12 protein-coding genes are annotated in these 12,547 nt (G+C 62.7%); 6 read left to right on the top strand and 6 right to left on the bottom strand.

Features of this window, described 5'->3' with window-relative positions; genetic code table 11:
* Nucleotides 1–118 precede the first annotated feature (118 nt).
* From AC515T_RS18885 to AC515T_RS18860, 6 genes are all read left to right on the top strand, one after another.
* Entirely contained in the window at nt 119–1,066 is a 948-nt protein-coding gene (locus tag AC515T_RS18885; protein ID WP_496529574.1) for a LysR family transcriptional regulator, read from the top strand.
* Nucleotides 1,063–1,476 (top strand): DoxX family protein, encoded by a 414-nt coding sequence (locus AC515T_RS18880; protein ID WP_122568495.1) that lies wholly within the window; start codon nt 1,063–1,065, stop codon nt 1,474–1,476. The genes AC515T_RS18885 and AC515T_RS18880 overlap by 4 nt, the downstream gene beginning before the upstream one ends.
* Nucleotides 1,469–2,107 (top strand): antibiotic biosynthesis monooxygenase, encoded by a 639-nt coding sequence (locus tag AC515T_RS18875; protein ID WP_496529573.1) that lies wholly within the window; start codon nt 1,469–1,471, stop codon nt 2,105–2,107. The genes AC515T_RS18880 and AC515T_RS18875 overlap by 8 nt, the downstream gene beginning before the upstream one ends.
* Nucleotides 2,108–2,225: 118 nt before the next feature.
* Nucleotides 2,226–4,064, top strand: a complete 1,839-nt coding sequence (locus tag AC515T_RS18870; RefSeq protein ID WP_003203401.1) for an amidohydrolase — start codon at nt 2,226–2,228, stop codon at nt 4,062–4,064.
* A gap of 146 nt (nt 4,065–4,210) precedes the next feature.
* Complete coding sequence (ycaC, locus tag AC515T_RS18865; RefSeq protein WP_014337664.1) at nt 4,211–4,840, top strand: isochorismate family cysteine hydrolase YcaC; 630 nt, start codon at nt 4,211–4,213, stop codon at nt 4,838–4,840.
* A gap of 261 nt (nt 4,841–5,101) precedes the next feature.
* Complete coding sequence (locus AC515T_RS18860) at nt 5,102–5,980, top strand: LysR family transcriptional regulator (protein WP_496529572.1); 879 nt, start codon at nt 5,102–5,104, stop codon at nt 5,978–5,980.
* Nucleotides 5,981–6,036: 56 nt separating this feature from the next.
* On the opposite strand, the gene AC515T_RS18855 is transcribed toward AC515T_RS18860, so the two are convergent.
* The 6 genes from AC515T_RS18855 to nuoK all read right to left on the bottom strand — a co-directional run bounded on the left by AC515T_RS18855 (nt 6,037) and on the right by nuoK (nt 12,544).
* Entirely contained in the window at nt 6,037–6,513 is a 477-nt protein-coding gene (locus tag AC515T_RS18855; protein WP_496529571.1) for a PA2171 family ribosome-binding persister protein, read from the bottom strand.
* A gap of 291 nt (nt 6,514–6,804) precedes the next feature.
* Entirely contained in the window at nt 6,805–7,059 is a 255-nt protein-coding gene (locus AC515T_RS18850; RefSeq protein WP_305467631.1) for a CopG family ribbon-helix-helix protein, read from the bottom strand.
* A gap of 283 nt (nt 7,060–7,342) precedes the next feature.
* Complete coding sequence (nuoN, locus tag AC515T_RS18845) at nt 7,343–8,806, bottom strand: NADH-quinone oxidoreductase subunit NuoN (RefSeq protein WP_336072600.1); 1,464 nt, start codon at nt 8,804–8,806, stop codon at nt 7,343–7,345.
* Between the two features lie 7 nt (nt 8,807–8,813).
* Nucleotides 8,814–10,346, bottom strand: coding sequence for an NADH-quinone oxidoreductase subunit M (gene nuoM, locus AC515T_RS18840; protein ID WP_053123219.1), 1,533 nt, complete (start codon nt 10,344–10,346; stop codon nt 8,814–8,816).
* Between the two features lie 39 nt (nt 10,347–10,385).
* Nucleotides 10,386–12,239 (bottom strand): NADH-quinone oxidoreductase subunit L, encoded by a 1,854-nt coding sequence (nuoL, locus tag AC515T_RS18835; RefSeq protein WP_496529570.1) that lies wholly within the window; start codon nt 12,237–12,239, stop codon nt 10,386–10,388.
* Entirely contained in the window at nt 12,236–12,544 is a 309-nt protein-coding gene (nuoK, locus tag AC515T_RS18830) for an NADH-quinone oxidoreductase subunit NuoK (protein ID WP_003180046.1), read from the bottom strand. Before nuoK ends, nuoL begins: the two co-directional genes overlap by 4 nt.
* Nucleotides 12,545–12,547 lie beyond the last annotated feature (3 nt).

Below are 12,547 nucleotides of genomic sequence, written 5' to 3'. Positions count from 1 at the left end.
GTGGGAGCGAGCTTGCTCGCGAAGAGGCCGGTACAGCAAACATCAATTGCCAACTGACCCACCGCTATCGCGAGCAAGCTCGCTCTCACAGGATTGGCATTCAACAGGAACAACACCCATGAACCGCAACGATTTACGCCGTCTCGACATGAACCTGCTGGTGATCTTCGAGGCGCTGATGTTCGAGAAAAACCTGACCCGCGTCGCCGAAAAGCTGTTCATGGGCCAGCCGGCGGTGAGCGCGGCGCTGGGGCGGCTGCGGGATCTGTTCGATGATCCGTTGCTGATCCGTCACGGTCGTGGCATGGAACCGACCCCGCGTGCCCTGGCGATCCTGCGAGAGCTGCAACCGGCCATGGACACCATCTCCGGCGCGGTCAGCCGGGCCAAGGCGTTCGACCCCTCCACCAGTTGCGACGTGTTTCGCATCGGGCTGTCCGACGACGCCGAATTCGGCCTGTTTCCTCCATTGCTCAGTCAACTGCGCGAAGAGGCGCCGGGGATCATCGTGGTGGTGCGCCGGGCCAATTTCCTGCTGATGTCGTCGCTGCTGGCCAGCGGTGAAATCAGCGTCGGCGTGAGCTACACCACCGATCTGCCGGCCAATGCCAAGCGCAAGAAACTACGGGACATTCCATGCAAGGTCTTGCGCGGCGACAAGCGCCCGGGGCCGCTGACCCTGGACGAGTACTGCTCGCGGCCCCACGCCATGGTTTCGTTTTCGGGCGACCTGAGCGGCAACATCGACCTGGACCTGGCCCGTATCGGCCGCAGCCGCAAAGTGGTGCTGGCGGTGCCGCAATTCAGCGGCCTGCGAGCCTTGCTGGCCGGCACCGAGCTGATCGCCACCGTGCCCGACTATGCCGCCTGCGCGCTGGTGGAAGGCTGCGCGCTGCGTGCCGAGGACCCGCCGTTCGAGATCAATGCCGCCGAACTGTCGATGGTCTGGAGCGGCGTGCATGACAACGACCCGGCCGAGCGCTGGCTGCGTTCGCGCATTGCCAGTCACATGTCCCAACCACTGCCGACCGCCGCCTCGGCTGCTACAGACGGAGCCCACCGATGAACATGACCGATGAGCGTCCATTGCAGGACCTGGGCTTGTTGTTCCTGCGCCTGAGCGGCGGGTTGTTCCTGCTGTGGGTCCATGGGCTGCCGAAGCTGTTGCACTACAGCGTCGAGCTGACCCGCATAGAAGACCCGTTTCACCTCGGCGCGGCGCCAACCCTGATCCTGGCGATTTTCGCCGAAGTGCTGTGTCCGCTGCTGATCATGGCCGGTGTGCTGGTGCGCCTGGCGTGCCTGCCGATCCTGTTTTTGCTGGCCGTGGCGCTGCTGGTGGTGCACCCGCAGTGGAGCCTGGAAGAAGGCCAGTTCGGCTGGTTGCTGCTGATTGTATTTACCAGCGTGTTCATTGCCGGGCCTGGGCGCCTGGCGTTGAACGCGCGTTTTGATGGAGTGCTGCGCCATGCCTGAATCTCAAGCTGTTGAATCCTCCGCGAGCCCATCCCGGCCCGGCTTCGACGAAATCGTCACCCTGGTGGTCAAGCACCGAATCAAGGCTGGCCAGGACGGTGCCTATGAAGCCTGGTTGCGGCGCATCGTCAGCGTGGCTGGCCAGTGGCCGGGGCATCTGGGGGTGGATGTGGTGCGGGGCAAGCAGGGCGGTTTGTCGCTGTTCACGTGTGTGCTGCGGTTCTGCTCCAGCGAGGCCATGCAACGCTGGCTGGATTCGCCCGAGCGCCGCGAGCTGGTGGAAGAGGCCGCGCCGCTGCTGGCCGATGGCGACCAGACCGAAGTCGCCTCGTACAAGGAGTTCTGGTTCGCCCCGCTGGCCGATGCCGCGACCCCACCGCCGCGCTGGAAGCAATCGGTGGTGACGCTGCTGGTCATCTTGCCGCATACCTTGCTGGTGCCGTTGCTCTGGGGCCCGCTGTTGCAACTCCACGCGTTTCTGTCCAACTACGTGGTCGCCACGTTTCTGATCACCGTGACCATCGTGCTTTCGGTGGTGTACGTGTGCATGCCCCTGGCGACTCGTCTGTTCGCGCCGTGGCTGGAAGCGTCCAAGGCCCATGAACACCTGGAGCCCGGCCATGGCCAATAAGGACGACCCAACCGATCCGCTGCGCCGCCAGTTGCTGGCCGCCGGCTCCTTGCTCAGCGCCGCCGCGGCTTTCTGGCCACGCCTGTCGCTTGCCTCTTCCCATTCAGAAGGAAATCCCATGAACGCCGATCTGATTCTGTTTAATGGTCAGTTCCATACGGTCGACCGTGAGAAACCTCGCGCCAGTGCGGTTGCTATCAGCCAGGGGCGCTTCGTCGCGGTAGGCACCGACGCCGAGGCCATGGCCCTGCGGGGCAGCGGGACCCAGGTCATCGACCTCAAGGGCCGCACGGTCATTCCCGGCCTCAACGACTCGCACTTGCACCTGATTCGTGGCGGCCTGAACTACAACCTGGAGCTGCGCTGGGAAGGCGTGCCGTCCCTGGCCGACGCCTTGCGTATGCTCAAGGACCAGGCTGACCGCACGCCGACGCCGCAGTGGGTTCGCGTGGTGGGGGGCTGGAACGAATTCCAGTTCGCTGAAAAGCGCATGCCGACTCTGGAAGAACTCAACCAGGCGGCCCCCGATACGCCGGTGTTCGTGTTGCACCTGTATGACCGTGCCTTGCTCAACCGCGCCGCGCTGCGGGTGGCCGGCTACACCCGTGACACGCCGAACCCGCCGGGTGGCGAGATCGTGCGCGACAGCAAGGGCGAGCCCACCGGCATGCTGGTGGCGCGGCCCAACGCGATGATCCTTTACTCGACGCTGGCGAAAGGGCCGAAGTTGCCACTGGAGTACCAGGTCAACTCCACCCGCCAGTTCATGCGTGAACTCAATCGCCTGGGCCTGACCAGCGCCATCGACGCCGGCGGCGGTTTCCAGAACTACCCGGACGACTACGCGGTGATCGAGCAGTTGGCTCGCGAGCAGCAGTTGACGGTGCGCATCGCCTACAACCTGTTCACCCAGAAGCCCAAGGAAGAACTCAGCGACTTCAAGAACTGGACCGGCAGTGTCAAGCTGCACCAGGGCGACGATTTCCTGCGGCACAACGGTGCCGGGGAAATGCTGGTGTTCTCGGCGGCGGATTTCGAGGACTTCCTGGAGCCGCGTCCGGACCTGCCGCCGGGCATGGAGCAGGACCTGGAGCCGGTGGTCCGGCACCTGGTGGAGCAGCGCTGGCCATTCCGCCTGCACGCCACCTATGACGAATCCATCAGCCGCATGCTCGACGTGTTCGAGAAGGTCAACCGCGACATTCCGTTCAATGGCCTGCCGTGGTTCTTCGACCACGCCGAGACCATCACCCCGAAGAACATCGAACGCGTGCGGGCCCTGGGCGGCGGCATCGCCATCCAGGACCGCATGGCTTTCCAAGGTGAATATTTCGTGGACCGCTACGGTGCCAAGGCCGCCGAAGCCACGCCGCCGATCAAGCGCATGCTCGCCGAAGGCGTGCCGGTAGGCGCCGGCACCGATGCCACCCGCGTCTCCAGCTACAACCCCTGGACCTCGTTGTACTGGATGGTCAGCGGCCGCACGGTTGGTGGTCTTTCGTTGCACGAAGAGGGCCTGCCGCGCCTGACCGCGTTGGAACTGTTTACCCATGGCAGTGCCTGGTTCTCGTCGGAGCAGGGCAAGAAAGGCCAGATCAAGGTCGGCCAACTGGCGGACCTGGCGGCCCTGAGCGCGGACTTCTTCAGCGTCGAGGAAGAAGCCATCAAGTGGATCGAGTCGGTGCTGACCGTGGTGGACGGCAAGGTGGTCTACGCCGCTGGCGATTTCGAAAAACTCGGCCCGGCCAGCGTCCCGGTGCTGCCGGACTGGTCGCCGGTGGTCAAGGTCCCGGGGCACTGGCGTCCGACTTCACCGTTGCAGGCTCAGGTCCACCAGTGCAGCGGTCCGTGCACGGTGCATTCCCATAGCCATGAACGGGCACGACTGTCGAACGTCCCGGTCAGCGATTTCCAAGGTTTCTGGGGCGCGTTTGGCTGTTCCTGTTTTGCCTTCTGACTAACGCACCGATTCTCTCCTGTGGGAGCGAGCTTGCTCGCGATGGCGGCGGAACATTCAACATCGCCTGCGCCTGACATTCCGCTATCGCGAGCAAGCTCGCTCCCACAGGGTTTTGTCACAAACCATCCCAAAGGAGTCATCCCATGAGCAACGTTCCCGCCTACAACCGTCTGAACAAAGACGACGCGGTCGTCCTGCTGGTCGATCACCAGACCGGCCTGATTTCCCTGGTCCAGGACTTCTCGCCCAACGAGTTCAAGAACAATGTGTTGGCCTTGGCCGACCTGGCGAAGTTCTTCGAACTGCCAACCATCCTGACCACCAGCTTCGAACAAGGCCCCAACGGCCCGATCGTGCCGGAACTCAAGGAAATGTTCCCGGACGCGCCATACATCCCGCGTCCAGGCCAGATCAATGCCTGGGACAACGAAGATTTCGTCAAGGCGATCAAGGCCACCGGCCGCAAGCAATTGATCATCGCGGGCGTGGTCACCGATGTTTGCGTGGCGTTCCCGACCCTGTCGGCGCTGGCTGAAGGTTTCGACGTGTTTGTCGTGACCGACGCCTCGGGCACATTCAACGAAACCGTGCAGCAAGCCGCCTGGGTCCGCATGACCGCTGCCGGCGCGCAGATGATGAACTGGTTCTCGGTGGCTTGTGAGCTGCACCGCGACTGGCGCAACGACATCGAAGGCCTGGGCAACCTGCTGTCCCAGCGCATTCCGAACTACCGCAACCTGATGAACAGCTACTCGGCGTTGACAGCCAAGTAAGCGGTTCATGCTCAATGACGCCCGCCTTGTGCGGGCGTTTTTGTGTCTGGCATCAGGTTCCTGCAAGCTGACCCACCGCTATCGCGAGCAAGCTCGCTCCCACAGGGAGTCCCGGTGATGACAAGATTCGAGTACCCCCAAGCACCTTGTGGGAGCGAGCTTGCTCGCGATGGCGTCAGCCCATCCAACACCTTTCCAACCGGCCTTGCCCCGCCCACAATGCCCAACTCATCCCCCTGACTGTCCACCCCAGGAATGACAATGAACCCCTTCGAAGAAATGCGCATCTTTGCCCAGGTCATGGAGTCGGGCAGCTTCACCGCCGCGGCGGACAAGCTGGGGCTGTCCAAGCAGTTCGTCAGCCGCAAGCTCATGGCCTTGGAACAGCGGCTGGGCGTGCGCCTGCTCAATCGCTCGACCCGCCGGCTGGACGTCACCCCGTTGGGCCAGCGCTATTACGAGGCGTCGCTGCGCCTGCTCAGTGACGTCGAACAGGTGGAGCAGGGCATCAGCGGCCAGACCAGTGAGCCCCGCGGCACCATCCGCCTGAGCGCGCCGCTGTCCTTCGCCGTGGCGCACCTGGGTAGCCTGTTGCCGCTGTTTCTGCAGCGCCATCCGGGCGTCAGCGTCGAGGTGGACCTGAGCGACCGTTCGGTGGACCTGCTGGGGGAGGGCTATGACCTGGCGCTGCGCATCGGCGTGCTGGAAGACTCGACGCTGATCGCCCGGCGCATCGCGACCATCGAGCGGGTGTACTGCGCCAGTCCGGCCTATCTGGCGCAGAAAGGCACGCCCACGCGACCTGAAGACCTGCGCCATCACGACTGCCTGCCCTATGGTCACAGCCGCCAGGTGCAGTGGCGTTTCGCGGGGGCCGGCAAACCGTTGACCCTGGAGGTCACCGGACGCATGCGCGCCAATAACGGCGATTTGCTCAGGGACGCGGCCATCGCCGCGATGGGGGTCACCTACCTGCCCACCTTCATCCTCGGCGATGCCTTGAAGGACGGTCGGTTGATCCAGGTGCTGGCGGGGTTCGAAACCGAGCCCTTGGCGTTGTCGGCGGTCTACCCGCAACATCGCCAAGGGTCGCGTCCGGTGCAGGCGTTTGTGGAATTCCTGCGTGAACAGATGCAATAAAGCGTCGCAACGCATTCAGCCGTCACATGACGGCTGAAGCATCCACCGCGCTTTGATCAGGCGGCGAGATTGGCGCTGCTCAGTTCTTTTTTGTATTGCGCCTTCATAGTTTCCATTTCCGCGCCCAAGGCGTCCAGTTTGGCCTTGCCCAGCAGTTTTTTCGCTTGGGGGAACATTTCCTTTTCTTCCTCCTCGATGTGGTGCTCAAGCAGCTCCTTGACCACTTTCACGCGACCGGCGAACTCCGGCTGGGTCGGATCGGTGGTTTTCAGATCCGGCAGCACCAGCGAGTCGACGGTACGGTGTTCTTCCTTGGCCTCGTAATACATTTCGGCCTCGTCTTTTCCGCCTGCTTGTTTGAAAGCCGGGTACAGAATCTCTTCTTCCAGGCGGGTGTGGATGGAAATTTCCATTTCCAGTTTCGCCAACAGGTCGGTGCGTTTTTTCACGGCGCGGTCGGTCGACTCGCTCAGTTGAGTCAGGATGGCTTTGACGCGTTCGTGGTCGGCTTTCAACAGGTCGATGGCATTCATGGGTAGCTCCTCGGCAATTCACGGATGCGGGCAGGCTTTGAGCGCCGACGCCGCGTAAAGGTTGAATTGCATCAGCCGTGCCAGCCGAGACGGGTTTTAAAACTCTTTAAAAACAATGGGTTGAGACGATCAGGATTTTCAGTGTCGTGCAAGCTGCATGAGCCGGGTATGAAACGCGTTGCACTTTGCGCTGATGGTCTGCGGCGGCGCTTCACTCTCGACACTCATCTGAGCGGATCTGCGGATGGAAAAAGCCACTGCGCTTTGGCAATCAGGCGGGTCGAGCCGAAGTTATCGATCCCCGCTGAGACTATCGGCCCAAGCCTGGACTGCCTGGTGGTCAATCACTCGGCCAGCGTCAACATCGGCCAAGGCTTCATGAGTCAGGAGACTCCGTTCCTCCTCCTGGTCTATCCACGCAGACAGCGCTTGTTTGACGATCCAGTCCCTGGAGCGCCCAAGGTTCTCGGTCATCAGATCGACTTTTTCGGCCAGGTGCACCGGGACCTGAACGGTGACGGACCGAGTTTTTGCGAGGGTTGTCATGACGGATTTCTCCTTTGGCAATTGGCAATGCTAGCCAGTCTTCTAAAGCAGTCGCTTCTGAGCGGTGATTCGTTCTGGCCCTCAGGGCAGCAAAATAAATCATATTGAATAAGGTGCTGCGCCGGGGATTTATCCCACCCCTTGTGAGAGCAAGCCGTGCTCCCACAGATAGATCCTCTCGCCACAATGGCTCAAACATCAGCCAGGGTTGGTAATTTAATCGGCAAAAAAAATGCCCGTATCTCGCGATACGGGCATTTCAGTGACTACGACGCTTGGACGATCAACCCATCAAGCCAGCCTGCTGGACGAGGGTCAGCAACGGCTGCGGGTAAACGCCAAGGAAGAACGCCAGTACGGCGATGGCCAGCAGCATGACGCCGCCTGCCTTTTGTTCCCAGTGCAACTCGGCATCGTGGCGACGCAGGTTCGGTTCCATCAGGTACAGGGTGACCATGACGCGCAGGTAGTAGAACACGCCGATGGCACTGCCCAGCACCAGGGAGCCGACCAGCCACCATTGGTGAGCCTCGACGCCGGTGGCGATGATGTAGAACTTGCCGATGAAGCCGGCGGTCAGCGGGATGCCGGCCAGGGACAGCATCATCACGGTCAGCACGGCGGTCAGGTACGGACGGCGCCAGAACAGGCCGCGGTATTCGTACAGGGCGTCGGCGTCGCGGCCGTTGTACGGCGAGGACATCAGGGTGATCACGCCGAAGGCGCCAAGGCTGGTGATCACGTAGGTGACCAGGTACACGCCGATGGCTTCCACGGCCAGGCCCTTGCTGGCGATCAGGGCGATCAGCAGGTAGCCGAAGTGGGCGATGGACGAGTAACCCAGCAGACGCTTGAGGTTGCTCTGGGTCAGTGCCAGCAGGTTACCGAACAGGATCGACGCGATGGCGATGATGGTCAGCACGTTGCTCAGCACACCGCTGCTGGCCACGGGCGAGATCTGGAACAGCCGCACCATGACCGCGAACACCGCCACTTTCGATGCGGTGGCCAGGAACGCCGCCACCGGCGCCGGGGCGCCTTCGTAGACGTCCGGGGTCCAGAGGTGGAACGGGACCAGCGACAGCTTGAACGCCAGGCCGATCAGCATCATGCCCAGGCCCAGTTGTGCGATCGGGCTAGGCAGGCCGGTGGCCGCCAGGGCCTGGCCGATGCCGACGAAGCTCAGGGTGCCGGCTTCGGCGTAGAGCAGGGCCATGCCGAACAACAGGAACGCGGAGCCGGCCGCCGACAGCACCATGTACTTGATGCCGGCTTCCAGGGAGCGCTTGTTGAAGAAGGCGTAGGCCACCAGGCCGTAGACCGGTACCGACAGCAGTTCCAGGCCGATGAACAGGCTGGCCAGGTGCTGCGCGCTGACCAGCACCAGGCCACCGGCGGCGGCCATCAGGATCAGCAGGTACAGTTCTTCGCGGTTGCCCGGGTAACCCGAACCGCCATCGCCGAGGTAGGCGTGGGCGAGGGTGACGCAGGCCAGGGTGGCGACCAGGATCAACGCCATGTAGAGGCAGGCGAAGCTGTCGATCTGCATCAGCGGCGTGACCGCCAGTGGCGCGACTTTCAGGGCCGGCAAAATCGACAGCAAGGCCAGGTTCAGCCCCGCCACCGACAGCAGGAAGGTCTGCGAGTGATTGCGCCGCCAGGCGATCGCCAGCATTACCACGATGATCGTGGCGCTGGTGATCAACAGCGGCGCAAGCGCGATAAAGTGTTGAATCGTGAATTCCATAGCGCTCTTACCGGGCCGAAGCGAGTTGAGAGAAGGCGGTGCCGAGCCACTGCTGCACGCCATGCATCGTGGCGGCAGAGGTGTCGAGGAACGGTTGCGGGTACACGCCGAGGTAAACCAGCAGCACCGCAAGGCCGAGCACCATGATCAGTTCGCGACCGTCCATGCCACGCAACACTTCATCCGACTTGGCCGGACCGAAGTAGGCGCGGTGGATCATGATCAGCGAGTAGACCGAACCGAACACCAGGCCGGAGGTGGCAATCGCCGTGATCCACGGCGCGCTGACGAACGAACCGATCAGGATCAGGAACTCGCCGACGAAGTTGCCGGTGCCCGGCAGGCCCAGGGAGGCCGCCGCGAAGAACAGGCTGATGGCCGGCAGGTAGGCGATGCGCGACCAGATGCCACCCATTTCACGCATGTCCCGGGTGTGCAGGCGCTCGTACAACTGACCGCTGAGGATAAACAGTGCGGCGGCCGACAGGCCGTGGGCCAGCATCTGGATCACCGCACCTTGCAGGGCCAGCTGGCTGCCGGAGTAGATCCCGATCAGCACGAAGCCCATGTGCGAAACGCTGGAGAACGCGATCAGGCGCTTGATGTCGGTCTGGGCGAACGCCAGGAACGCACCGTAGAAAATCCCGATCAGGCCCAGGGTCATGGCAATCGGCGCGAACTCGGCCGAGGCATTGGGGAACAGTGGCAGGGCAAAGCGCAGCAGGCCGTAGGCCGCCGTTTTCAGCAAGATACCGGCCAGGTCCACGGAACCGGCGGTCGGCGCCTGGGCGTGGGCGTCCGGCAGCCAGGAGTGGAACGGCACCACCGGCAGCTTCACCGCGAAGGCGATGAAGAAACCGAGCATCAGCACGTACTCGGTGGTCTTGGACATCTGCACTTTCAACAGGTCGGCGTAGTTGAAGGTGATCACGCCGGTGTTGTTGAAGTTGACCAGTACCAGGCCAAGGATTGCCACCAGCATGATCAGGCCGGACGCCTGGGTGAAGATGAAGAACTTGGTCGCCGCGTAGATCCGGGTTTTCTTGCCGTCCGAAGAACTGTGACCCCAGAGCGCGATGAGGAAGTACATCGGCACCAGCATCATTTCCCAGAAGAAGAAGAACATGAACAGGTCCAGCGCCAGGAACACGCCGACGACACCGCCCAGGATCCACATCAGGTTCAGGTGGAAGAAACCGACATGACGCTGGATCTCTTTCCAGGAGCAGAGGACCGAGAGGATACCCAGCAGGCCGGTCAGCAGGATCATCAGCAGCGACAGGCCGTCGAGGGCCAGGTGCACGCTGATGCCGAAGCGCGCGATCCAGGCGTGCTTGAACTCAAGTGCCCAGGTCGGATCGGCGCCAGGGGCCGGTGCAAATGAATAGTCGCCGGTCGCCCACAGCCAGAGGCCGAGCGCGAGTTCCAGGGACATGGTCAGCAGCGCAATCCAGCGCGGGAGCGTGGAGCTGGAGCGCTCCGCGATCCAGCACAGCAGGCCGCCGATGAAGGGGATCAGGATTAGCCAGGGCAGAATCATGACGGGCTCGTTTCCTTTCGCAAGTTCGCAAGGTTCATATCAGACCGCTACCAGCACGATGGCGCCGATAACCAGCACGGCGCCAGCCGCCATGGAAGCCGCATACCAACGCAGTTGACCGGTCTCGGTACGGCTGAGGGCGGTGTGACCACCCTTGGCCATGCGCGGGATCAGGCCAATGGTCTGGTCGAGCGGGTCTTTGCGCAGAATGTGGCTGATCGCAAGGTATGGCTTGACGAACAGTTTGTCGTAGATCCAGTCGAAGCCCCAGGCGGCGAACCACCAGGCCGAAAGGAAGCGCCCGATGCCGCTGTTGGCGATCGCCGTGACGAAACGACGCTTGCCCAGGAACAGCAGGGCGGCCAGCAGGATACCCGCCAGGGCGATGGCACCCGAGGCGATTTCCAGGCTGTGCTTGGCTTCGCCGCCAGCATGGCCGACGCTTTGCGGCAGCACATCGGCCAGCGGTGGGGTGATCAGGGCGCCGACGAAGGTCGACAGCACGATCAGCACCGACAGTGGCAGCCAATGGGCAATGCCGTGGCCGGCGTGGGCTTCGGTCTTGGCTTCACCGTGGAACGCGATGAAGATCAGGCGGAAGGTGTACAGCGAGGTCATGAACGCACCGACCAGGCCGGCATACAGCAGCGCCTGGTTACCGCTGGCGAACGCTTCCCAGAGGATCTCGTCCTTGGAGTAGAAACCGGCGGTGACCAGCGGCAGGGCCGCCAGGGCCGCGCCGCCGACGATGAAGCTGACGTAGGCCAGCGGCAGTTTCTTCCACAGGCCGCCCATCTTGAAGATGTTCTGCTCGTGGTGGCAGGCCACGATCACCGCACCGGACGCCAGGAACAGCAGGGCCTTGAAGAAGGCGTGGGTCATCAGGTGGAAGATCGCGCCTTCCCAGGCACCGACGCCCAGGGCCAGGAACATGTAGCCGATCTGGCTCATGGTCGAGTAGGCGAGGATGCGCTTGATGTCGGTTTGCACCAGGGCGGCAAAACCGGCCAGGACCAGGGTCACGCCACCGACGATGCCCACCAGGTGCAGGATGTCCGGCGCCAGGGCGAACAGGCCGTGGGTACGGGCGATCAGGTAGACACCGGCGGTCACCATGGTCGCGGCGTGGATCAGTGCCGAGACCGGTGTAGGGCCGGCCATCGCGTCCGCCAGCCAGGTCTGCAGCGGCAGTTGCGCGGATTTACCAACGGCACCGCCCAGCAGCATCAGGGTCGCCAGGACGATCCAGAAGTCACCGACCTTGAAGTGCTCGGGTGCCTTGACCAGCAGTTCCTGGATATTCAGCGTGCCCAACTGCTGGAACAGGATGAACAGGCCGATGGCCATGAACACGTCGCCGATCCGGGTCACGATGAACGCCTTGAGTGCGGCGTTCCCGTTGTTGCGGTTGCTGTAGTAGAAACCGATCAACAGGTACGAGCACAGGCCCACGCCTTCCCAGCCGAAGTACAGGAACAACAGGTTATCGCCGAGCACCAGGAACAGCATGCTGGCGATGAACAGGTTGGTGTAGGCGAAGAAGCGCGAGTAACCGGCTTCGCCGCGCATGTACCAGGAGGCGAACAGGTGGATCAGGAAACCCACGCCGACCACCACGCCGAGCATGGTCACCGACAGGCCGTCCAGGTACAGGGCGAAGTTCGGCGTGAAGCCTTCCACCGCCATCCATTGCCACAGCACCTGCACGTACCGGCCACCTTCCGGTGGGGCGACGTTGAATTGCCAGATCACGTAGGCCGTGACGATGGCAGACAGGCCGATGGAGCCCACGCCAACCACGGCCGAGAGGTTTTCCGACCAGCGTCCACGGGAGAACGACAGCAGCAGGAAACCGACAAGAGGAAATATGAAAGTCAGGAAGAGAAGGTTCATCCGCGCATCTCGCTGGCAGCGTCAATATCGAGAGTGTGGAAGCGGCGATACAGCTGCAACAGGATCGCCAGGCCGATACTGGCCTCGGCGGCTGCCAGGCTGATCACCAGGATGAACATGATCTGTCCATCCGGCTGGGCCCAGCGAGCGCCCGCGACGATGAAGGCCAGGGCGGAGGCATTCATCATGACCTCCAGGCTCATCAGCACGAACAGAATGTTGCGGCGGACCATCAGGCCGACCAGACCGAGACAGAACAGGATGCCGGCAACCGCCAGACCATGCTCGAGAGGGATAGCAGGCATGTG

It is taken from the genome of Pseudomonas sp. FSO-7 (assembly GCF_059579345.1).
The sequence above is the reverse complement of the archived record's forward strand: the minus strand, read 5'-3'. Positions and strand labels throughout refer to the sequence as shown.